Source organism: Pseudomonas sp. FH1 (assembly GCF_000510895.2).
GTDB classification, from domain to species: Bacteria; Pseudomonadota; Gammaproteobacteria; order Pseudomonadales; family Pseudomonadaceae; genus Aquipseudomonas; species Aquipseudomonas azotoformans_A.
In genome coordinates, this window is record NZ_AOHM01000007.1 from 15374 (window position 1) to 36032 (window position 20659).

Genomic DNA, 20659 nt, shown 5'->3' on the forward strand with positions numbered 1-20659 from the left:
GGAGTCATTCATGCCTGTTTCTGCGATTGCCGGCCTAACCATGCTGGTATTGGGCGAAAGTCATATGAGCTTTCCCGATTCGTTGCTCAACCCGTTGCAAGACAACCTCACCAAGCAAGGCGCGGTGGTTCACTCCATCGGTGCGTGCGGTGCCGGTGCGGCGGATTGGGTTGTCCCGAAAAAAGTCGAGTGCGGTGGCGAACGTACACCGACTGGCAAGGCCGTGATCTATGGCAAGAACGCCATGAGCACCACGCCGATCCAGGAGCTGATTGCCAAGGACAAGCCCGACGTGGTCGTGCTGATCATCGGCGATACCATGGGCTCTTACACCAACCCGGTGTTCCCCAAAGCCTGGGCCTGGAAAAGCGTGACCTCGCTGACCAAGGCCATCACCGACACCGGCACCAAATGCGTGTGGGTCGGCCCGCCATGGGGCAAAGTCGGTTCCCAGTACAAGAAGGATGACACCCGCACCAAGCTGATGTCGTCGTTCCTGGCCAGTAACGTGGCGCCGTGCACCTACATCGATTCGCTGACGTTCTCCAAACCGGGCGAGTGGATCACCACCGACGGCCAGCACTTCACCATCGACGGTTACCAGAAGTGGGCCAAGGCGATCGGTACTGCCTTGGGTGACCTGCCGCCATCGGCCTACGGTAAAGGAAGCAAATAATGAAACGGATGACCCTGGGCCTGGCGACCTTGCTCGCCAGCGTCAGCGCCTACAGCGCCGACATCCCGTTGTACCCGACCGGCCCGGAGCAAGACGCAGCGTTCCTGCGTTTTGCCAACGGCACCCCCGGCGAATTGAAGCTGGTGGCCGACGGTTCCAAGGCCAGCCTGGTGTTGAATGGCGACAAAGCCGTGTCGGCCTTTTTGCCAGTGGTCGGCGGTGACAAGCCGATCAAAGGCGTGTTGAGCAGCACCGGCAAAAACACCGATTTCTCCGTGAAAGTGGCGCCGGGCGAATTCGCCACGGTGGTTGCGCTGGTCGATGCCAAGGGCGCCACGCGCCAACTGGTGGTGCGCGAAGTGCCGGACGACTTCAACGCACTCAAAGCCTCCCTGGCCTTTATCAACGCCGACGCCACCTGCGCCGACGCCAGCCTGGAAGCCGTGACGCAAAAGGCCGAGTTGTTCAAGAAGGTCGCGGAAGGCGCGGTGCAGCGTCGCATGATCAACCCGGTGGAACTCTCGGTGCAGCTCAAATGCGCCGGCGCGCCGGTTGGCCAGCCGCTGACGTTTACCCTCAAGGCGGGCGAGCGCTACAGCGTCTTGGCCGTTCCTTCAGACAAAGGCTCGAAGTTGCTGTTCGCCTCTGACGCACTCGCTAACTGATCGGGCCCGACACCACCATGGTCTTTGCCTCACTCGAATTCCTCACGCTGTTTCTGCCGGCCTTCCTGTTGATCTATGCCCTGGCTCGTCCGAGCTGGCGCAACGTCATCCTGTTGATCGGTAGCTGGTTGTTCTACGGCTGGTTGAGCCCGTTGTTCCTGTTCCTGCACATGGTGTTGACCGTGGTGGCCTGGATCGGCGGCCTGCTGGTGGACCGCTCCCGTGAGGATGGCAAAGGCCGGGTGCGCCTGTTGATTGCGTTGATCGTGTTCAACACGGCGGTGCTGTGTTGGTACAAATACGCCAACATCGTCGCTGGCACCGTGAGTGAGGTGATCACCTGGTACGGCTATATGCCGCTCGATTGGCAGCGCGTGGCCTTGCCGGCCGGCCTGTCGTTCATCGTGTTGCAGGCGATTTCCTATCTGGTGGATGTGCACCGTCATACGGTGCCGGTGGAGCGCAGCTTCATCAACTACGCCACTTATATCTCGATGTTCGGGCATTCGATTGCCGGTCCGATCATCCGTTACGACTGGGTCCGCCGTGAGCTGAACCAGCGTTATTTCAATTGGCCGAATTTCTCCCTGGGCGCGCGCCGCTTCATGATCGGCATGGGCATGAAAGTGCTGGTGGCTGACACCTTGTCGCCGCTGGTGGACATTGCCTTCCACCTGGAAAACCCAAGCCTGGTGGACGCGTGGATCGGTTGCCTGGCGTACTCGCTGCAACTGTTCTTCGACTTTGCTGGTTATAGCGCCATGGCCATCGGCCTGGGCCTGATGCTGGGCTTCCATTTCCCGGAAAACTTCAACCGGCCGTACCTGGCCAGCAGCATCCAGGACTTCTGGCGGCGCTGGCACCTGTCGTTGTCCAGCTGGTTGCGCGACTACCTGTACATCGCCCTGGGCGGTAACCGTGACGGCGTGTGGCGTACCTATCGCAACCTGTTCCTGACCATGGCGATTGCCGGGTTGTGGCACGGCGGTGACAGCTGGAACTACCTGTTGTGGGGTTCGGCCCATGGCGTGGCGTTGTGTGTTGACCGCGCTTGGTCGCGTTCGAGCCTGCCGAGCATTCCGCCGGTGCTGTCGCACGTCCTCACGTTGCTGTTTGTGTGCCTGGCCTGGACCTTGTTCCGTGCGCCGGACTTCCACTCGGCGCTGACCATGTATGCCGGCCAGTTCGGGATGCATGGCATGGGCCTGGGTGACGCGATGGCTGTGGCCATGCGCCCGGCCCATGGCATGGCGGCTTTGCTGGGCCTGGTGTGCATCATCGCGCCGATCTGGCAGGTGCGTTGCGAACAGCGTTTCGGCACCCAGCCGTGGTTCGTGGTGGCGGCTTCGCTGTGGCCGGTGGCCGGGTTTGTGTTGTCGTTTGCGCTGATTGCCAGCCGCGACGCCGTACCGTTTCTGTACTTTCAGTTCTAAGGACGCCCGACCATGCCTGCTCCTACCGCGCCGACTCCACCGAGCGACCTGGCCGTTCGCACCAGCCCCCTGGCGGCCTGGGTGTTGGTGCCCTTTTTGGCGGCAGGGTTGTTGTCCTGCGCCTGGCTGATGGTAAAGGGACCGATCAGTTACGTGCCGGCCAAGGTCGACAGCGACATGCTGCTGCACGGCGACCTTACTCACCGTTTTGCCAAGGAACTGGCCAAGGCGCCGATGGCGATCCAGGCCGCGAACCTGGAGCGTGGTGGTAGCTGGCTGGCGTTTGGCGACACTGGGCCACGCGTGCGTCCGGGGTGCCCCGGCTGGTTGTTTATCAGCGATGAGCTGCGCATCAACCGTCACGCCGAAGCCAATGCCCAGACCAAGGCCCAGGCGGTGATCGACCTGCAAAAACAACTGGGTCAAAAAGGTATCGATCTGCAAGTGGTGGTGGTGCCGGACAAGAGTCGCATTGCCGCTGCCCAACGCTGTGGCCTGTACCGCCCCGCGGTGCTCGATAGCCGGATCCAGGACTGGACCCAGTTGTTGCAGGCGTCCGGCGTTTCCGCGCTGGACCTGACCGATACGCTCAAGCCGTTGGGCGCCGAGGCTTACCTGCGCACGGATACTCACTGGAGCGAAATCGGTTCAAACGCCGGTGCCCAGGCCCTCGCGCAGCGTATCCAGCAGCGCGGCATCAAGGCCACGCCGGAGCAAACCTTCGACATCACCCAGGCGCCGCTCGCCGTGCGTCCCGGTGACCTGGTGCGCCTGGCAGGTCTTGATTGGTTACCGCCCAAGTTGCAGCCGCCAGGGGAGTCGGTCGCGGCCAGCACCGCCCATGAAACCGGTGGCGCGACCAGCAATGCCGATGACCTGTTTGGCGACGCCGGCTTGCCCAATGTGGCGCTGATCGGCACCTCGTTTTCGCGTAATTCCAACTTTGTTGGCTTCCTGCAGAAGGCCCTGAATGCGCCGGTCGGCAATTTCAGCAAAGACGGTGGCGAATTCTCCGGCGCGGCCAAGGCCTATTTTGAAAGCCCGGCGTTCAAGCAAACGCCGCCTAAGTTGTTGATTTGGGAGATTCCGGAGCGGGATCTGCAAACGCCCTACGATGCGATCAGTATTGGTCAGTAATTTGACTTTTTGCCGTTTGTCTAAAAAATAGACAACTATCTCATCAAAATAATGACACTTTTACGCGCCTGAAGCAGACTGCTTGCACTAGGGCGACCACAAAAAGACCTGCGGTAAGCAGTCGTATCAGCTGACCTTTTCACGTCTTTGAGCTTCGCCGTGATGAGAGGTTTGTGATGGGCATTACTGAGGGTCTTTTAGCCTTGCTCGGCAAGGATGTCTGCCAGGATGAACGCGGCATGGCATCGCGTTTGCATTTCTTCGGCAGCATTCCCGGCCAAGACGAGCGCGCCGCCAACGAAAGCGCCACGCCTGCGCCCGCCATGACCTTGCGCCCGAAAGTGGTGGCGCTGGTGTCGATCAATGGCGGTGTTGGCCGAAGCACCCTGGCCACTGCTTTGAGCAGCGGCCTGCAACGCCAGGGCGAGTCCGTCGTGGCGCTGGACCTGGACCCGCAGAACGCCTTGCAACATCACTTCGGGGTCAGCTCTGCATTGCCGGGCATTGGGCGCACCAGCCTGGAGCATGGGCAGTGGAGCCAACTCCAACAGCTCAGCTTTGCCGGTTGCCAGGTCATCACCTTTGGCGAAGTCGATATCCCCCAGCAGGAAAGCCTGGAGCGCTGGCTCAAGCACGAGCCGCACTGGCTGGCTCAACACCTCGCGTCTCTGGACTTGAGCGCACGGCATACGGTGATCATCGATACCCCCGCCGGTAACAACGTCTACTTCCATCAAGCATTGAGCGTTGCCGACGTGGTGCTGGTCATCGTGCAGGCCGATGCTGCGTGCCTGGGCACCCTTGACCATCTGGATGTACTGCTTGCCCCGCATCTTGAGGCTCAGCACCCGCCGCGCGTGCACGTGGTTATCAACCAAGTGGATGAAAGGAGTGCCTTCAGCCTGGACATGGTCGAGGCCTTCACACAGAGGCTTGGGAAAGCGGCGTTGCAAGTGCACCGCGACATAGCGATCAATGAAGCGCTGGCTTTTGGTGTCGACCCGTTGGATAGCGTGGAGAAGGGGCTGGCAGCTGACGATATCAACGATATTTGTCGGCTGTTGAAGGCGCCTAAAACAAGCGTCTGAAGCGCTGGTTATACGCTGAACGCCAGATGCTTATGCACAATCGGTTGGATGCACCTGTCACTAAACAGCCATTTTGTGGAGCGGTTCTCATCACGCCGCAACTGCCTGTTTTGCGTGCGTTTTATTTTGTGAACAAAAAATGACCAGCTCGGTTTATGACCTGTAGTGCAGATATCTACAGGCTCCGTAAAGATTTCATCAACAGAGTTATCCACAGGCTCTGCTGCAACCATTTTGCCCCTTAATCGCGCTCGGCAAGCACCATCAAGTTGCGCGGCGTCAGTGCGGGTTCGCAGAACGTGCCTACCTGGACCCTGTAGCCGTTTTCGCTAAGAAACAATGCTCGATCCAGCACCAGCCACATTTCCAGTGGGCGCCGAAACAGACCACGTACCAACTCCAGATTCCTCACCTGCGCCAAGCGGCGCCAGCCGTGTGCCTCCAGCGCCGCCCAATCCTGATCGCCTGTGGATAACCCTTTGAGGTTGGCCAGTTCCTGGCAGTAGTCGGCAAAGGGTTTGTCCAGCCAGCTCGCGGCCAGGGAGGGCGTGGGCAGGTACTCGTCGACGCCACGAAGTTCGCGTTGCAACTGATCGAAGCCCAAGCGTCGCGCCATGGATGTGTCCCTTTGCAGGCGTACCCGTTTGCCTGCAGTGACGGTTTCGCTCAGCGGCAAGCCGAGGTCATCAATCGATAACTGCAGGCGTGACGCGCGGCCTGCGTTGGAGAGTGGCAGGTAGGTTTGAGCGTTTATTCGGTTGTAGCAACAAGGCGCCAGCGCGAGCTGTTTGCAGCCGGCTTTGCTGGCCAGTTGCAGCAGGCGCATATGCAGGTCGCCACAGGCATGCAGGGCAACGGGTGTGTGTTCGGGACTGATTGCCACGTCGGCCATCACGTCTTGCAGACGATGGGTGACTGCCAAGCGGTGATGGTCGCTCAAGGCTTGGCCTGCGGCGATCAGCGCCGGGTCGTATTCCAGGCAGGTCAGTGCTTGATCGGCTTCTAGCAGGCGGCGGCCCAGGTGGCCTTTGCCTGCACACCAGTCCAGCCAGTGTGTGGGCACTTGCTTGAAATGCAGTGCGGCGCCGAAGGCTTCGATCTGGTCCCACTTGCGGCCCGGAACATCGACGTTCAGGCGATGGCGAGCGGGTGTGAGGGGTTGCGCCGGTAACTTATCCACAGCGCTGAGCTGGCGAGCTTGCGCAGCGAGTTGTGGAAAAGGTGCCGGTGCCAGCAGGTCATGGGGTTGGTTGTGACTGGCTTCGGCATCGGCCAGCGAGCGCTGGCGCAGCCACTGGGCGAGGTCCGGATGCTGGGTTTCCCAAGGGAGCTGGCGATGCGTAAAGGGCCGTGGTTTCCACAGCCCTTGGTGCTCGATCAGGAACGCATCCAGTGCCTGGAAGCGTGCCTCAGCGTCCCTGGCAGGCATCGACGCGCAGCCAGCGTTCCAGCAGTTTGAAGGCCCGTACCAGGATGTAAGCCATCAACAGATAGAACAGGCCGGCGGCGAAGAAGATCTCCACCGGTAAATAGGTACGGGCGATGATGGTCCGTGCCATGCCGGTCAACTCCAGAAGGGTGACGGTACTTGCCAGGGCGCTGGCCTTGAGCATCAGGATCACTTCGTTGCTGTAAGCCGGCAGGCCGATGCGCGAGGCGCGTGGCAGGATGATGTAGAACAGCGTCTTCGGCTTGGACATGCCCAGGGCGCGCGCCGCTTCAATCTCGCCGGGCGGGATAGCCTGGATCGCGCCGCGCAGGATCTCGGCGATGTAGGCGGCCGTGTGCAGGGTCATGGTGGCGGTGGCACACCAGAACGGATCGCGCAGGTAGGGCCACATGAAGCTCTCGCGCACCGTGTCGAACTGCGCCAGGCCGTAGTAGACCAGGAACAACTGCACCAGCAAGGGTGTGCCACGGAAGAAGAAAATGTAGGCGTAGGGCAGGGCGCTCACATACCAACGGCGTGAGGAGCGAGCGATACCCAGCGGGATCGCCAACAGCAGACCAGCGATCACCGCAATGGCCACTAGCTCCAGCGTGAGGGTTGCGCCTTGGGCCAATCTTGGCAGCCACTTGATGATCACGGCCCAGTTCAAGCCCAGGTCAAAATGCGCCAGCCAGCTGTAGTCGCCGCTCATTGGGTGCTCCTCGCAAAGCCGCGGGCGGCGCGTTTTTCCAGGAAGTACATGCCGGTCATAGCCAGGACCGTGAGGCCCAGGTACATGAACGCGGCCACCATGAAGAAGGTGAATGGCTGCTTGGTGACGGTTACGCCGATCTGCGCATGGCGCATGATTTCTTCCAGGCCGATCACCGACACCAGTGCGGTGTCCTTCATCAGGATCATGAACAGGTTGCCCAGGCCCGGCAGGGCGATGCGCCACATCTGCGGCATGATCAACCGGGTGAAAATCCTGAACTTCGACAGTCCCAGCGCCACACCGGCTTCGCGGTGGCCCTTGGGAATCGCCAGAATCGCGCCACGGAACACTTCCGTCGCGTAGGCGCCAAAGCACAGGCCCAGGGCGATCACCCCGGCGGCAAAGGCGCTGAGGGAAAGGTCGGGGTTACCGAAGAACTCGCCAAGGGCACGCATCAGATTGACCGTGCCGAAATAAATCAGCAGTACCCACAACAGTTCGGGAATGCCGCGAACAATGGTCGAATACGCACCGCCCACCCACTGCAGTGGCTTGTACGGCGAAGTCTTGGCCAAGGCCCCGGCAAGGCCGAGCACCAGCCCAAGGCACAGGGCCGTGAGCGCCAGTTTGACGGTCATCAGCGCGCCAGCGGCGAGCGCCGGGCCGAATCCGTAGAGATCGAAATTCATGGTGTTTTCATATCGCGGCAGGCATTGCAAAAAGCCGACGCGCTCAAGTGAGCGCGTCGGGCATACCGTTCAGATCATTCGATGCTGAAAGGGAAGTACTTGTCGTTGATCTTCTTGTAGGTGCCGTCTGCCTTGATCTCTGCCAGGGCTTTGTTCAGGCGCTCGCGCAGTGGGTCGCCCTTGCGTACGGCGATACCGATCTTGTCGCTTTCTACAACCGGGTCGCCTTTGAATTCATAGGCTGAACCGTCTTTGCTCTTGAGCCATTCGTACTGCACGTACTTGTCGGCGAGGATGCCGTCCAGGCGACCAGAGGTCAGGTCGAGGTAGGCGTTTTCCTGGGTGTCGTACAGCTTGGCGGTGGTGTCCGGCAGCTTGTCTTCCAGGTAGGTGCCGGCCAGCGTCGCGCGTTGGGCGCCGATGGTCTTGCCCTTCAGGTAAGTCGCGTCGGTCTTGAAGTCCGCAGTGGCTTTAGGCGCGATGAACTGCAGCTTGTTGGAGTAGTACGGGTCGGTGAAGTCGACGGCTTGCTTGCGCTCGTCGGTGATCGACAACGAGGACACCAGGAAGTCGAACTTCTTGGCGTTCAGGGCCGGGATGATGCCGTCCCAGTCGGACACATACACTTCGCACTTCTCGACTTTCATCTTGGCGCACAGGGCGTCGCCGATGTCTTTGTCGAAGCCGACGACGTTGCCGCTGGCGTCTTTATTGTTGAACGGCGGGTAGGCCGCTTCGATCCCCATTTTCAAGGTTTCTGCCATGGCCGTGGCGCTGAACGCCATCGAGACGGCCGCGGCCAGAAGGAATTTTTTATAGTTCTGCATGCATGTTGCTCCGTTAGCGGTTGCTGGACATGAATTGTTTGCAGCGCGCCGAAAGCGGGTTTTCAAACACCTGCTGTGGCGATCCTTGCTCTTCGACCAGGCCCTGGTGCAGGAACACCACTTCACTGGACACCTGGCGGGCGAAGCCCATTTCATGGGTGACCAGCAGCATGGTGCGGCCTTCTTCGGCCAGCGCGCGGATCACATTAAGTACTTCCTGAACCATTTCCGGGTCAAGCGCCGAAGTGGGCTCATCGAACAGGATGACTTTAGGCTGCATCGCCAGGGTGCGTGCAATGGCCGCCCGTTGCTGCTGGCCGCCGGACAATTGCGCGGGGTAAGCGTGGCGTTTGTCAGCAATGCCGACCTTGGCCAGCAAGGCTTCGGCCACTTCGATGGCTTCGGCCTTGCTTTGGCCAAGCACGCGACGAGGGGCCTCGATGATGTTGTCGAGGATGCTCATGTGCGGCCACAGGTTAAAGTTTTGAAACACAAAACCGATTTCGCTGCGCAGGCGGTTGATCTGCTTACCGTCGGCGGCCATCAGCTCGCCGTTTTTTGCGGCCTTGAGCTTGAGTTCTTCGCCGGCGACCAGGATCTGGCCCTGGTGCGGGTTTTCCAGCAGGTTGATGCAGCGCAGGAAGGTGGACTTGCCGGAACCGGAGGAACCCAGGATCGAGATCACATCGCCGTCGCGAGCGGTCAGCGAGATACCTTTAAGTACCTCCAGCTCACCATAGCGTTTATGCAAGTTGCGGATTTCAAGCGCGGGCGTGGCCTCGGCCATGTGGGGTCCTCATTGTGTTCGTTGCGATCCTGCTGTTGGGCCGCCTTCCTGGCGAGGCGCCAAGCTAGCATAGCGTCTTGATGGCAGCCAACAGCATGGCCGGCGGTAAACAGGTGGTGTGCGGCAGGGTGTCGCATCGGCACAGCAGCGTGTCGCGCCATCAACAACCGAACATCCGTTTGAACCCGAAAAACCGCAGGCTTCGCGTAAAAAAGGGCGCGATGGTGCCAGCTTTGGCCGGGTGTTGGAAGGGTTAACCGGGCAAACGGTGCATATCAGCCCTTTTGTAGGGCGTCACGTACTTTTTGTGTGTGTTTATGGTGCGTTTATTCGTCTTGAATGTGAGTCGCACGGTAACGCTATAGCGGAATGCCATTGTTCTCAATGACTTGCGAGTCGTGTTGAAACGTCCTACAGCCCGCGTCAATCGCGGCTCTGTAACATTTTGGCGCAAATCTTGCGTAAAAAATAAAGAACGCCCTGTTGGTTTCTTTTCACGAGAAAGATCCCGGGCCGGGCGGACCGTTTTCGCAATTCCTCGTAAAGGTGTGTCAATGAGTAGTACGCAAAGCTCCAATGACCTCGAACAGGGGCTCAAACCGCGTCACGTCACCATGCTGTCGATTGCCGGCGTTATTGGTGCCGGTTTGTTTGTTGGCTCCGGCCACGCGATTGCAGCTGCCGGCCCGGCCGTACTGCTGGCCTATGCCGCAGCGGGCACGCTGGTGGTATTGGTGATGCGCATGCTGGCCGAAATGGCCGTGGCGTCGCCGGACACCGGTTCGTTCTCCACTTACGCCGACCGGGCGATTGGCCATTGGGCCGGTTTCACCATCGGCTGGTTGTACTGGTGGTTCTGGGTATTGGTGATTCCATTGGAAGCCAACGCGGCGGCGACCATTCTGCATGCCTGGTTCCCGGACGTGGCCATTTGGGCCTTTACGCTGATCATCACTTTGCTGTTGACCGCGACCAACCTGTTCAGCGTGAAGAACTACGGCGAGTTCGAGTTCTGGTTTGCGTTGATCAAGGTTGTGGCCATCGTCGGCTTCGTGATCCTCGGCCTGGCCGCGATCTTCGGCTTCCTGCCGACCAGCCAGGTCAGCGGCGTTTCGCATCTGTTCGACACCCAAGGCTTCATGCCCAACGGCATGGGCGCCGTGTTGGCGGCAATCCTGACCACCATGTTCTCCTTCATGGGCACCGAGATTGTCACTATCGCGGCAGCTGAGTCGAAGAACCCAGGCCAGCAGATCACCAAGGCCACCAACTCGGTGATCTGGCGCATTGGTTTGTTCTACCTGCTGTCGATCTTCATCGTGGTGTCCCTGGTGCCATGGAACGATCCGACCCTGGCGGCCGTTGGTTCCTACCAGACCGTGCTGGAGCGCATGGGCATTCCGAATGCCAAGCTGATCGTCGATCTGGTGGTACTGGTTGCGGTGACCAGCTGCTTGAACTCGGCGCTGTACACCGCCTCGCGCATGCTGTTCTCCCTGGGTCGTCGCGGTGATGCGCCGGCGGTGGCCAAGCGCACCAACAAGAGTGGCACGCCTTACTGGGCGGTGTTGCTGTCGACTGGCGCGGCGTTCCTGGCGGTATTCGCCAACTACGTGGCCCCTGCGGCAGTGTTCGAGTTCCTGCTGGCCAGCTCCGGCGCCATTGCGTTGCTGGTGTACCTGGTGATCGCGGTGTCGCAACTGCGCATGCGCCAGAAGCGCACGGCGGCGGGCGAGAAGATTGTTTTCAAAATGTGGCTGTTCCCAGGCCTGACCTACGCAGTAATGGTGTTCATCGTGGGCACGCTGACCATCATGCTGTTCCAGGAAGCGCACCGGGTCGAGATCATTGCGACCGGCGTGTTGAGCTTGCTGGTAGTGGCGGCGGGGCTGATTGTGGCGAGCCGTCGCAAGGCGCAGAGAGTGGGTGCTGCGGTGCTGAATTGATCTGTTGAAGAAAACAATAAGGGAGCCATTGGGCTCCCTTATTTATGTGTGCAATCAGTCAGCCGAGCTGGTCAGCGCTTGTGAGGCCGCCACGTAATCCGCCTGGAATTCCGGCGACTCGATCCACGCCAGTGCCGCGGCTTCATCATCGGTATCCGTAACCCACTGGCGATATTCGATCAGCGCCGCGAGGATAAAGTCGGTGGCTTCTTCCTCGCCTTCCTGCTCCAGCACCAGTGCCAGCAACGGGTGGGCCAGGAACACCGCGCACAGGGTCTGCTGGCTGGTTTCGCCAGCGGTGCGCATCTCTACGAATAGTTCGGTCAGATCCACTGACTCAAGGTCAATGCGGCTGTCATCGCCGGCAAACGCATCCGGCTTGGTCGCGACGGCGCGCTGGGTGCGGTTCTGCTTGGCCTTGGCCTTGGCCCGGTGGGCACGTTTTTGCTGCTTGTTTGGCGAGGCCATGGGCTCAGCGTCCTAGGGTTTTGGGTCTGGGTGGGGTATTGAAGCGCAGGTTGGGGGAAATCCCAAGGGTATCTGCAGTCAATTGGCCGTTTTGAAGCCACGCCAGTGCAATCGGCCACAACCGATCCTGATACTCGCTGCGAAAAAATGCGAAATGTCCGACTGTTTTTTCGCCTATATCCTCAGGCGCTATCCGTAAATGAGTGCACTCACTGCCGTCGAAATAACCCAATAACCGTTCGATGGCGGCGACGGTCCCGAACGGATCGTCGGTAATGCTGATTGCCAGTATCTGCGCCTTCACGCGACTGAACGGCAACTCATCCAGGGCTCTTCCGCTGGGGCGTGTTTCATATCTGGGCGTCGGGGTGCTCCAATCCCGCACCACGCCCGCCGGTGTATCTTCCAGCCAGCCCAGGCGCTTACCGGGAAAGTGTCCGCACAGCTCGGTCAGTAGCGGCATCATCACATGCCACTTGGCAAACATCTGCCAGCGCACACTTGCTGCGTAATCGCGCCAGTACGCAAATTGCGCGCCCACGGTCACCATTCGCCGAATGACCGCACCCGACGCCCCGAGCCCTGCCGCGCAGCCACCGAAGCTGTGGCCGACCACATCAATCGGCTGCCCCGGGAACTCCCGTTGCGCACGTTGCAACATGGCCTCGAAATCCAGCACGCCCCAGTCCGACCATGAAGCCTTGAAGCCGCGCAATGAGCCGCTGCGGGATTCGCCGATGCCACGGTAGTCGTAGGTGATGACGTCAAAGCCGTTGGTGAACAGGTAGTCGGCGAAGCGGGCGTAGTGGCGGCAGCGCACGGAGGTGGCAGCGTTGATGATGACCACGGGGCGTGTGGGATCGGTTCTGATGTGGCGCCAGGTGAAGCCGCCTAGCAGGTGGCCGTCGGCGGCGGGCTCCTTGAAGGATTCGCCGTGGTCGCGCGCAGGTGAGGCCGAGGGCAATCGCAAAGAGGCGTCGTTCAAATTCATTGGGTTCTCGGCCTTTATAGGTTTCTTATTTTTTTAGTAACAGTTCACCAGTTTGCCAGTAGTTGCACCGCGTCTGGCAGGGTCATTAACCTTCGATACCCGCTGATAAAGCCATACATCCGAGAGGAACGACAGCAAACCATGGACCGATTAGACTGGCAGGCATCCATTAAGGAGGTCTCTATGAGCATCCCACTTTCTCCCATCGTTTCTGAGTTTGAAACTGAAGAGCAGGCTGCCAGCTATGACCGTTGGTTCCGTGCCAAGGTGCAGGCTTCGATTGATGATCCTCGACCTAGTATTCCGCATGATGAGGCTCTGGCTGAGGTTGAGAGGATGTTAGAAGAGAGGCGCAAGGCTCGCCGTGCTGCTCGTTAAGTGGCGACCCGAGGCTATTGTGGCCTTGACTGAAATTATTGATTTCATTGAGCAGTACAACCCCGTTGCAGCGGCTTCGCTGCACCGTATCATTGTTGCTGCTACTGAACATTTGTCTTCAATGCCGTATGGATTCAAGCAAGGCCGCTTGTCAGGCACTCGGGAAATGGTCGTTCATCCAAACTATTTAGTTGTGTATCGAGTGATGGAGCAGGTTGAAATTCTGACCGTACTGCACACACGTCAAGAATACCCCTCGGATGCAATCGTTCCGCTCCACTCGACCTTGCGCCAATAGATGCATAGGCTTACACCTTTGCGATCTACCAAGGCGTTTTCATGACCCGCGATACCCTCGAACGCAACCAGATGCCTTTGTACTTCGTAGTCGTGCTGCTGGCTGCCGGTTTCGGCCTGCTCGCCCCCTCATTCGCCCACCACCTCAGCGCACTGATCACACCCACCATCGCGGTGCTGATGTACGCAATGTTCCTGCAAATCCCCTTTCTGGACGTGCGCCAAAGCCTTAGCAACAAACGCTTCCTGTCGGCATTGCTGCTCGCCAACTTCATCCTCATTCCGTCACTGGTATGGGCATTGACCCAAGGCCTGGCAGGACGCCCGGCACTGCTGGTAGGGGCGTTGCTGGTATTGCTGACCCCGTGCATCGACTACGTGGTGGTGTTTACCCATATCGGCAAGGGCGATTCGCGGCTGATGCTGGCGGCGACGCCGGTGTTGTTGTTGCTGCAGTTGGCGTTGTTGCCGATCTATCTGAGCGTAATGCTCGGTACGCAATCTGAGGTGGTGGTGGAGGTGGGGCCGTTTATCGAGGCGTTCTTCCTGCTGATCGTGGTGCCGATGGTTCTGGCGGTGCTCACCACTTCCCTGGCACGGCGATCATCGCTCGTCAGTGCCTGGAACGACGCCTGGGCCTGGATGCCGGTGCCAGCGATGGCGCTGGTGCTGTTTGTGGTGATTGGCTCGCAAATCACCTCGGTGGTGCGGGATATCAACCTGTTGCTGCCGGTGATCCCGGTGTACATCGCTTTCCTGTTGCTGGCGCCGTTGATGGGCGCGCTGGCATCGCGGCTGTTTGCGCTGCCTGCGGTGACGGCCAGGGCGGTGACGTTCAGCGCATCGACGCGCAATTCACTGGTGGTGTTGCCCTTGGCGCTGGCGCTGCCGGAGGATGTGCGCGGGTTGGCGGCGACAGCGGTGATCCTGCAAACCCTGGTCGAACTGCTGGGTGAGTTGATTTACGTTCGATTGATCCCGAAATGGGTGTGGCCCGTGGGTCGGTAAACACCGGAATATTCAGGTCTGTTCAGGCGCTATTCAGCAGGGCAGTCGGCACCATAAGTCGGCGCCCCTTACCTGACAGGTCAACCGATGGATCACCGCAACCGTTTTCGCCTGGAGTCCCTGGGCATTTTCCTGTTCGCCCTGCTGTTGTTCACCCTGGGTATCTGGGATCAGCAGCCCCAAGGGTTTGACGGACGCTGGGCGCTGTTCCTGCAAGAAATGTTTCGCCATGGCGCGAGTCTTTTCCCGACCACCTATGGTCAGCCCTACGCGGATTACCCCGGCACCGCGACGTTCTTCAGCTATGTGTTTGCCCGACTGTTGGGCGCCCCTAACCATTTGGCGAATGTACTGCCCACCGCCCTGGCTTCTGCGGGCGTGGTGGCCGTGGTCTATCGCCTGCTGGTCCCGGCGAATCGCCAGTGGGCGCTGCTCACTGTGTTGTTGACCTTGCTCACGACCCAATTGCTCGAAAAATCCCGCTCAGTCTGCCTGGATCAGATGGTGGCATTGTTGTGTGTGGGAAGTTTCTACCTGCTGCACAGTGGCGGGCGCTGGAGGCGGCTTGCGGTGTTTCCGTTGTTCGTCCTGGGCTTTGCGATACGCGGGCCGCTGGGATTGATCGAAGTCTGTGGCGTGGTGTGCGTGTACTGGGCGTTGGGCAAGCCTGGGGAGCGGGTGAAACAGGTGCTGGTTCACGGCGCTGTTGGCCTGGTGTTGCTGGCAGCCTGTTGGTGGTTGCTGGTGAAGTTGGCGCGCATCAGCGGGGGTGACGCCTTTGCCGACGAGGTGTTCAAGATGCAGGTGGGCGGCCGCCTCGATGAAACCGGCGAGCCGTTCTATTTCTACTTCCAACTGAGCCTGTACCGCTACTTCCCGGTGGTGCCGTTGGCGCTGGCCACCATGATTGCGCTGCGTCATCGCTGGTCCGAGCGGCTCGAAGGCGATATGCAACTGGTGGTGCGACTCGGCGCCTGCGGCTTGATGATCTTGCTCGGGCTGTCGGTGCCGCACTTCAAGCGTGCCTATTACATCCTGCCCATGGTGCCGATGTTTGCGGCTGTCGCGGCCTATGGGCTGCTCCAGGCGCCGAGTTGGCTCTCGGGCGTGCGCCGATGCTACGAAGGGCTGGTCGTGGCGCTACCGGCGTTGTGCGTGGTTGTAGTCTTTGTCTGTCGGCATGGTTGGCAAAAGCATGGTTACTGGCCCGACGTTTCGCTGCCACTGTTGATGGGTGTGCTGGTGGTGCTGCAAGTGGCAGCGCTGATTGCCTGGCGGCGAGGGGGGCGGTTGGTGCGGCTCAGCCTGATCGCATTGCTGGCGCAATGGTTGTTATTGGTGGCGGTGGTGGAGCCGTCCAAGGATATGCAGTTCGATACCCGCAAGTTTGTCGGTCAGGTAGAAGCGTTGCGTGTCGAGACGCCTGGGCCGCTGGTGTTTATCAATCTGGGGCGAGACACCTGGGCGGTGCGCTACATGATGAACCTGGATCATGATGAGCAACCGCTGTTTATCGGCGGTCAACAGCTTGAGGGCTTGGAGGGCTTGCCTCGACCTGCCTGGGTAATCGTGTCGCGCAAGGAGACCGCGCTGCTGCAAAGGACGCCGCTTGAGCGCCAGGCGCCGACTTTTGAGGGGCGGTTGAACGACAATCCGCTGATGGTGTTTTTGCTGAAATGAATCAGCAAGTTGCTGTATGTTCGCTGGCTGAGTGACTGATCGGTCACTCAGTCGAACTGTTTTTTGGAATTGCCGTACTGGAAGCATCATGGACATGACGAAAAAGGACTTTAAGCGGCCTGACTGTGGCCACGTGATCGGCCGTTCGCGAATTGGCTGGTTGAGCATCTGCTTTGACGGCGGCTGCAGCTACCCGGCGATGATCAATGTGCTCAGAGCGGTCTTCAAGCGCTATGGGCGCCTGGTGCGTTTTGGCGAGAAGCTGTCGGCCCAGGGTTGGATTGATCGGGTCGAGGAGCGGGGCTTTCAGATCTCCGATCAGGAGCGGGTCGCGGTGTTTACGTTGATGTGGGATGGCAAGTGAAAGATCGTCTGGGGCGATGCTGAATCGCCTCAGACTAATCGATAAATCCGAGGCAACAAAAAACCCGCACTAGGCGGGTTTCTTGTGTGTTTCAGATGACGTTTGCACCACCTGAAACTGAATAGTGGTGCCCAGAGACGGAATCGAACCGCCGACACGGGGATTTTCAATCCCCTGCTCTACCGACTGAGCTATCTGGGCAACGGGGCGCATTAAACGGGTTTTTCAGGGGGTCGTCAAGCAAGTTTTCAAAAAATATTTAATTATTACCGTCGCTTACGTGCAGACCCCGGTTTTTGATCAATTATTGAGCAGGCGGCACGTAGCCGTCGGCCTTGGCGTAATCTTCGCCGGAAAAGAACTTGTCCATTTCGCCCGCCAGGTATTTACGGTCTTCGGCGTTCATCATGTTCAGGCGTTTTTCGTTGATCAGCAGGGTCTGGTGTTTCAGCCAGTCGCCCCAGGCTTTGGCGGAGACGTGCTCGAAAATGTCCTGGCCCTTGGCGCCTGGGTACGGAGGGCGTTCGAGGCCTGGCAATTCTTCTTTGTACTTGCGGCACATGATGGTGCGGGTCATGACGGAACTCCTGCATTCAATACATCGGCCGCGCGCTTCAGCAGTTTTTTTACCGGGGCGGCAAGGCCCAGGCGCGGCGGGGTGGCGAGGTTATACCAGAGCCAGTCGGCCTCGGCCACGTGATGGGCGGTTTCCTCGACCTGGACCAGCCAGGGTTCGATGGCGAGTTGGAAGTGGCTGAAGGTGTGGATCAGCCCCGGCAGTGCCTGTTGCTTGCCCAGCTCCAGCGCGTGCTGGTTGGCCAGGTGTTCGAGGTCTTGCAGGTCATCCAGCTCCGGCAAACTCCACAGGCCGCCCCACAGGCCCGTGGAAGGGCGGCGGTAAAGCAGGATCGCGCCCTCGGCATTGGCCAGCAACGGCATCAGCGTGCGCTTCTGCGGGATGGTCTTGCGTGGCTTGGGGATCGGGTAGCGCGTTTCCAGGCCAAGCATATGGGCTTCGCAGCCTTTTTCCAGCGGGCACAACAGGCAGCTGGGTTTGCTGCGGGTACAGAGCGTGGCGCCCATGTCCATCATCGCCTGGGTGTAGGCGTTGACGCGGTCATGGGGCGTGAAGCGTTCTGCGGTGGCCCACAGCTGCTTGGCCACCTTGGGCTCGCCCGGGTAGCCCTCTTGCGCGGTAAAGCGCGCCAGCACGCGTTTGACGTTGCCGTCGAGGATCGGCGCCCGCAGGCCCATGCTCAGGCTGGCGATTGCGCCGGCGGTGGACAAGCCGATGCCAGGCAGCTCGGTGAGCTTATCGACATCCCTGGGAAACTCGCCGCCGTACTCGGCCACGACAATCTTCGCGGTTTTTTGCAGGTTGCGCGCCCGGGTGTAGTAACCCAGGCCGGTCCACAGGTGCAGCACTTCATCTTCTGGCGCAGCAGCCAGGGCCTCGACCGTTGGCAGCGAGGCCATGAAACGGTCGAAGTAATTGAGCACGGTGCTTACCTGGGTCTGCTGCAACATGATCTCCGAGACCCACACCCGGTAAGGCGTGATGCCCTGTTGCCAGGGCAGGTCGTGGCGACCGTGGCGGTCGTACCAGTCCAGCACCGCCGTTGAAAACTGCTCGTTTCTCATCGTTTGAACAGGCCTTTCAAAGCATCTTTGAGCTGTGGGTTCACCTTGTCGAGCTTCTCTTCCAGCTTTTCGTTCAGGCGGTTGCCGGCGGCCTTGATGGCGACCTGGCCGAGGCCGTCCTTGTCCAGGCGGCAGGCCTTGGCGCCCAGTTCCAGCGGGCCACGGCAGCGCAGCGGCACTTCGATGCCCTGGAAGTTCGAGCCCACCTGGCAGGCTGGGTCCGGGGTTTCGCGCTGGTCGCCTTCGACGATGATGCCGACGCGGTAGTCCATGCCCAGCACGCGCAGGTCGACGTCGCCGTTGCCGTTGACGGTCAGGCCTGGGATGCGCACTTTCAGGTCAGGGTTGCTGGCCACGCCGTTACGGAAGGTCAGGTTGCCCTTCAACTCCTGGAACGGTGTGTCCTTGCCTTGCGGCGTGCTGCTCAAGGTCTTGCTCTTGAGCAGGGCAATGCCGGTGCACAGTTGCTGTTCGAGGTTGGCGTTGAGCAACACACCGTTGTTGATCACAAAGCTGGCGGTGCCGTTGAGGCTGTCGATCAGGGCTTTCTGGCTATTGCCGCGACCCGTGAGATTGCTGTCGAGGGTGATCTGGCCCTTCACCGGCGGGTTTTGCCCTTGGGCTTGCAGGATGCGTTCGACCGGCACTTGCTTGATATGGCTTTGCAGCGCCAGCACCGGAATATCCTGGCGCACGTCAAGCGTACCGTTGGCCTGGAAAGTGCCGTTGTAGAGGCCGCCGCTCAAGGTGTCGAGCTTGAGCTGGCCATCGATGCCGGACGCTTTGAGCGCCGCATTCTGGATCGGCAGCTTGCTCAGGGTCAGTTGACCGAAGGCCAGGTCGGCATTCACATCCAGCGTGCGCAGTCGCGCCAGCGGCAGCAGTTTGTCGGTGCTCCAGGCGCCTTTGGTCGGCGCGTCAGGCAGCGGCGTGGTGCCGCCGGCGGCCATGGCACCGGCTTCGCTGTTCTGTACTTCGGCCTGGCGGGCTGCGGCTGCGCCCTTGGCGGATTCAGACTTGGCCGGCAGATAGTTGTCGGCGTTGAACGTATCGCCCTTGAGCTGGACGCGCAGGGATTGCTTGGCAAAGTCTTCCACGGCCAGACGACCGGTGAAGGTGCTGCCATCGAGTTTCAGGTTCAGGTCTTCCAGGGCGAGGCTGCTCGGCGTGCCCTTGAGGCGGCTGACCAGTTCGACCTTGCTCAGGCTGCCCTCGGCCATGGGCGGCAGCGGGTGGCCAATGCCGTCGAGGAACTTGGCCAGGTCAAACTGGGCAATGGACAGTGCGCCGCTGAGCTGCGCAGTCTTGTCCAGGTCGTTGACCTTCAGCTCGCCCAGTGCGCGCAGTTGATTGGCCGACAACTTCATATTGGTCCATTCGGCGATATTGGCCGCCTGGTCCACCAGCAATTGGCCTTGGGTGGAGAACGTCACGGTCTTGCCTTGCAGCGGCTCGCCCGTGGCTTCGCCGCTGATCTTCATGTCTTCAAGCTGGTAGCGCTTGAGCGCACGCTGGATACGCAGGTTGCCGTTGAGCTCGGTCTTGACGCGCATTACCGGTTGGTTGCTGCCGAAGAAGGCGGTGAGCTTCACCGGAATGCTGGCACCTTCGTGCACGGCGCCGGCGCTCAGTTGGATGCTTTCGGCGCTGAACTGCTTGCCGGTCTGCTCGTCGTTGTATTCAACGCGGGCGTTGTTGACCGTCAGGCTGTCGATGTCCAGGCGGATGGGCTTCGAGGGTTTTTCCGGTTCGGTCTCGGCAGGTTGCTCGGTCGAGCCAGGGCTGCCGACGGTCGCCTCGCTGACGTTCTTGCCGATGTCTTCCCAGTTGCCGTGGCCTTGCTTGTCACGGTTGAGGCGCAGGTTCAGGCCTTCGACGCGTACATCGCTCATCTGCACTTCGCGGCGCAACAGCGGCAACACGCGTACAGAGAGGCCGAGCATCTGCAGGTCGGCGAACGGTTGGGTCGGCGCGGTCAGGGTCGCCACGCTGGCTTCGTGCAGTTCCAGGCCAAGCCAGGGGAACAGGCTCCAGCCGATATCGCCATTGAGCGTCAGCTCGATGTGGGCCTTGTCGCGGGCAATCTGGCGAATCTCGTCTTTATAGTCGTTGGGATCGAAGAGATGGGTCAGGGCAAAGCCTAGAGCCACAATGATCAGCAACAGCCCGAGAAGTACCAGACCCAGGATTTTGCCGAACGCTTTCATGGGCGAGTCCTTGTATGTCGATTTCAAAATTTAGCCGCAGAGTATAACGCCCGACGGCCTGCGTCAGTGCCCCGATCGTTACATTGTATCCAGGGGCGGGGAAACGGGTTTCTGGCGTCAAACAAAACAGATTTCCCGAAAAAGGTGATATCAGTTTGGTTTTTCTGTCATCCACAGGTGCTAATCTGCGCAGGTTCGTCTGCCTTCTGCGACATAGCGTCGCGCTTAAATGG

General features: G+C 60.0%; 21 protein-coding genes and 1 tRNA gene. 11 read left to right on the forward strand and 11 right to left on the reverse strand.

Going from position 1 to position 20659, the window contains the following annotated elements:
* Positions 1 to 10: 10 nt before the first annotated feature.
* From H096_RS03850 to bcsQ, 5 genes are all read left to right on the forward strand, one after another.
* Positions 11 to 676, forward strand: coding sequence for an SGNH/GDSL hydrolase family protein (locus tag H096_RS03850; protein WP_028615346.1), 666 nt, complete (start codon positions 11 to 13; stop codon positions 674 to 676).
* Positions 676 to 1341, forward strand: a complete 666-nt coding sequence (locus H096_RS03855; RefSeq protein ID WP_033896888.1) for a cell division protein FtsQ — start codon at positions 676 to 678, stop codon at positions 1339 to 1341. Before H096_RS03850 ends, H096_RS03855 begins: the two co-directional genes overlap by 1 nt.
* 17 nt (positions 1342 to 1358) lie before the next feature.
* The gene (locus H096_RS03860; RefSeq protein ID WP_033896889.1) at positions 1359 to 2774 is read left to right on the forward strand and encodes an MBOAT family O-acyltransferase; all 1416 of its coding nucleotides are present in this window, start codon (positions 1359 to 1361) and stop codon (positions 2772 to 2774) included.
* Positions 2775 to 2786: 12 nt separating this feature from the next.
* Positions 2787 to 3911: a cell division protein FtsQ gene (locus tag H096_RS03865; RefSeq protein WP_033896891.1), complete on the forward strand. Its 1125-nt coding sequence runs from the start codon at positions 2787 to 2789 to the stop codon at positions 3909 to 3911.
* 176 nt (positions 3912 to 4087) lie between these two features.
* Positions 4088 to 4999 (forward strand): cellulose biosynthesis protein BcsQ, encoded by a 912-nt coding sequence (bcsQ, locus tag H096_RS03870; RefSeq protein ID WP_033896892.1) that lies wholly within the window; start codon positions 4088 to 4090, stop codon positions 4997 to 4999.
* A 241-nt stretch (positions 5000 to 5240) separates the two neighbouring features.
* On the opposite strand, the gene H096_RS03875 is transcribed toward bcsQ, so the two are convergent.
* The 5 genes from H096_RS03875 to H096_RS03895 all read right to left on the reverse strand — a co-directional run bounded on the left by H096_RS03875 (position 5241) and on the right by H096_RS03895 (position 9446).
* Positions 5241 to 6428, reverse strand: a complete 1188-nt coding sequence (locus tag H096_RS03875; protein ID WP_033896893.1) for a methyltransferase — start codon at positions 6426 to 6428, stop codon at positions 5241 to 5243.
* Positions 6409 to 7098: an ABC transporter permease gene (locus tag H096_RS03880; RefSeq protein WP_033896924.1), complete on the reverse strand. Its 690-nt coding sequence runs from the start codon at positions 7096 to 7098 to the stop codon at positions 6409 to 6411. Before H096_RS03880 ends, H096_RS03875 begins: the two co-directional genes overlap by 20 nt.
* Before the next feature lie 38 nt (positions 7099 to 7136).
* Positions 7137 to 7832: an ABC transporter permease gene (locus H096_RS03885; protein WP_033896894.1), complete on the reverse strand. Its 696-nt coding sequence runs from the start codon at positions 7830 to 7832 to the stop codon at positions 7137 to 7139.
* Positions 7833 to 7906: 74 nt separating this feature from the next.
* Positions 7907 to 8659 carry an ABC transporter substrate-binding protein gene (locus H096_RS03890; RefSeq protein ID WP_016979104.1) on the reverse strand — a complete coding sequence of 251 codons (753 nt, stop codon included), beginning with the start codon at positions 8657 to 8659 and terminating at the stop codon, positions 7907 to 7909.
* Positions 8660 to 8672: 13 nt separating this feature from the next.
* Positions 8673 to 9446: an ABC transporter ATP-binding protein gene (locus H096_RS03895; RefSeq protein ID WP_010213906.1), complete on the reverse strand. Its 774-nt coding sequence runs from the start codon at positions 9444 to 9446 to the stop codon at positions 8673 to 8675.
* Between the two features lie 554 nt (positions 9447 to 10000).
* On the opposite strand from H096_RS03895, the gene gabP reads away from it, so the two are divergent.
* Complete coding sequence (gabP, locus tag H096_RS03900; protein WP_033896896.1) at positions 10001 to 11392, forward strand: GABA permease; 1392 nt, start codon at positions 10001 to 10003, stop codon at positions 11390 to 11392.
* A gap of 54 nt (positions 11393 to 11446) precedes the next feature.
* Here the strand turns inward: gabP and H096_RS03905 are convergent, their stop codons facing one another.
* Both H096_RS03905 and H096_RS03910 read right to left on the reverse strand, forming a co-directional pair.
* On the reverse strand, positions 11447 to 11860 hold the full coding sequence (locus H096_RS03905; RefSeq protein ID WP_033896897.1) for a hypothetical protein: 414 nt from the start codon (positions 11858 to 11860) through the stop codon (positions 11447 to 11449).
* 4 nt (positions 11861 to 11864) lie between these two features.
* Positions 11865 to 12851 (reverse strand): alpha/beta fold hydrolase, encoded by a 987-nt coding sequence (locus tag H096_RS03910; protein WP_033896898.1) that lies wholly within the window; start codon positions 12849 to 12851, stop codon positions 11865 to 11867.
* A gap of 183 nt (positions 12852 to 13034) precedes the next feature.
* Here H096_RS03910 and H096_RS03915 point away from each other — a divergent pair, with 183 nt between their 5' ends.
* The 5 genes from H096_RS03915 to H096_RS03930 all read left to right on the forward strand — a co-directional run bounded on the left by H096_RS03915 (position 13035) and on the right by H096_RS03930 (position 16578).
* Positions 13035 to 13229, forward strand: a complete 195-nt coding sequence (locus H096_RS03915) for a hypothetical protein (RefSeq protein ID WP_033896900.1) — start codon at positions 13035 to 13037, stop codon at positions 13227 to 13229.
* Entirely contained in the window at positions 13219 to 13527 is a 309-nt protein-coding gene (locus tag H096_RS32890) for a type II toxin-antitoxin system RelE/ParE family toxin (RefSeq protein ID WP_082461401.1), read from the forward strand. The genes H096_RS03915 and H096_RS32890 overlap by 11 nt, the downstream gene beginning before the upstream one ends.
* A 41-nt stretch (positions 13528 to 13568) precedes the next feature.
* On the forward strand, positions 13569 to 14534 hold the full coding sequence (locus tag H096_RS03920) for an arsenic resistance protein (RefSeq protein WP_033896901.1): 966 nt from the start codon (positions 13569 to 13571) through the stop codon (positions 14532 to 14534).
* Between the two features lie 87 nt (positions 14535 to 14621).
* Entirely contained in the window at positions 14622 to 16214 is a 1593-nt protein-coding gene (locus tag H096_RS03925; protein WP_033896902.1) for a membrane protein, read from the forward strand.
* Between the two features lie 88 nt (positions 16215 to 16302).
* Positions 16303 to 16578, forward strand: a complete 276-nt coding sequence (locus H096_RS03930; protein ID WP_028615360.1) for a hypothetical protein — start codon at positions 16303 to 16305, stop codon at positions 16576 to 16578.
* Between the two features lie 125 nt (positions 16579 to 16703).
* Here H096_RS03930 and H096_RS03935 read toward each other — a convergent pair.
* The 4 genes from H096_RS03935 to H096_RS03950 all read right to left on the reverse strand — a co-directional run bounded on the left by H096_RS03935 (position 16704) and on the right by H096_RS03950 (position 20426).
* Positions 16704 to 16779 (reverse strand) — tRNA-Phe (locus tag H096_RS03935).
* Between the two features lie 103 nt (positions 16780 to 16882).
* Positions 16883 to 17155 carry an oxidative damage protection protein gene (locus H096_RS03940; protein WP_010213895.1) on the reverse strand — a complete coding sequence of 91 codons (273 nt, stop codon included), beginning with the start codon at positions 17153 to 17155 and terminating at the stop codon, positions 16883 to 16885.
* A complete protein-coding gene (gene mutY, locus H096_RS03945) occupies positions 17152 to 18219 on the reverse strand; it encodes an A/G-specific adenine glycosylase (RefSeq protein WP_033896903.1) in 1068 nt (355 codons plus the stop codon). Before mutY ends, H096_RS03940 begins: the two co-directional genes overlap by 4 nt.
* Positions 18216 to 20426 carry an AsmA family protein gene (locus H096_RS03950; protein ID WP_033896904.1) on the reverse strand — a complete coding sequence of 737 codons (2211 nt, stop codon included), beginning with the start codon at positions 20424 to 20426 and terminating at the stop codon, positions 18216 to 18218. The genes mutY and H096_RS03950 overlap by 4 nt, the downstream gene beginning before the upstream one ends.
* Positions 20427 to 20659: the final 233 nt, after the last annotated feature.

What these genes read in the sequence shown, in the direction of transcription:
- H096_RS03850 (WP_028615346.1), top strand. Translation starts at nt 11, where the DNA reads ATGCCTGTTTCTGCGATTGCCGGCCTAACCATGCTGGTATTGGGCGAA.
- H096_RS03855 (WP_033896888.1), top strand. Translation starts at nt 676, where the DNA reads ATGAAACGGATGACCCTGGGCCTGGCGACCTTGCTCGCCAGCGTCAGC.
- H096_RS03860 (WP_033896889.1), top strand. Translation starts at nt 1,359, where the DNA reads ATGGTCTTTGCCTCACTCGAATTCCTCACGCTGTTTCTGCCGGCCTTC.
- H096_RS03865 (WP_033896891.1), top strand. Translation starts at nt 2,787, where the DNA reads ATGCCTGCTCCTACCGCGCCGACTCCACCGAGCGACCTGGCCGTTCGC.
- bcsQ (WP_033896892.1), top strand. Translation starts at nt 4,088, where the DNA reads ATGGGCATTACTGAGGGTCTTTTAGCCTTGCTCGGCAAGGATGTCTGC.
- H096_RS03875 (WP_033896893.1), bottom strand. Translation starts at nt 6,428, where the DNA reads ATGCCTGCCAGGGACGCTGAGGCACGCTTCCAGGCACTGGATGCGTTC.
- H096_RS03885 (WP_033896894.1), bottom strand. Translation starts at nt 7,832, where the DNA reads ATGAATTTCGATCTCTACGGATTCGGCCCGGCGCTCGCCGCTGGCGCG.
- H096_RS03890 (WP_016979104.1), bottom strand. Translation starts at nt 8,659, where the DNA reads ATGCAGAACTATAAAAAATTCCTTCTGGCCGCGGCCGTCTCGATGGCG.
- H096_RS03895 (WP_010213906.1), bottom strand. Translation starts at nt 9,446, where the DNA reads ATGGCCGAGGCCACGCCCGCGCTTGAAATCCGCAACTTGCATAAACGC.
- gabP (WP_033896896.1), top strand. Translation starts at nt 10,001, where the DNA reads ATGAGTAGTACGCAAAGCTCCAATGACCTCGAACAGGGGCTCAAACCG.
- H096_RS03905 (WP_033896897.1), bottom strand. Translation starts at nt 11,860, where the DNA reads ATGGCCTCGCCAAACAAGCAGCAAAAACGTGCCCACCGGGCCAAGGCC.
- H096_RS03910 (WP_033896898.1), bottom strand. Translation starts at nt 12,851, where the DNA reads ATGAATTTGAACGACGCCTCTTTGCGATTGCCCTCGGCCTCACCTGCG.
- H096_RS03915 (WP_033896900.1), top strand. Translation starts at nt 13,035, where the DNA reads ATGAGCATCCCACTTTCTCCCATCGTTTCTGAGTTTGAAACTGAAGAG.
- H096_RS03920 (WP_033896901.1), top strand. Translation starts at nt 13,569, where the DNA reads ATGACCCGCGATACCCTCGAACGCAACCAGATGCCTTTGTACTTCGTA.
- H096_RS03925 (WP_033896902.1), top strand. Translation starts at nt 14,622, where the DNA reads ATGGATCACCGCAACCGTTTTCGCCTGGAGTCCCTGGGCATTTTCCTG.
- H096_RS03930 (WP_028615360.1), top strand. Translation starts at nt 16,303, where the DNA reads ATGGACATGACGAAAAAGGACTTTAAGCGGCCTGACTGTGGCCACGTG.
- H096_RS03940 (WP_010213895.1), bottom strand. Translation starts at nt 17,155, where the DNA reads ATGACCCGCACCATCATGTGCCGCAAGTACAAAGAAGAATTGCCAGGC.
- mutY (WP_033896903.1), bottom strand. Translation starts at nt 18,219, where the DNA reads ATGAGAAACGAGCAGTTTTCAACGGCGGTGCTGGACTGGTACGACCGC.
- H096_RS03950 (WP_033896904.1), bottom strand. Translation starts at nt 20,426, where the DNA reads ATGAAAGCGTTCGGCAAAATCCTGGGTCTGGTACTTCTCGGGCTGTTG.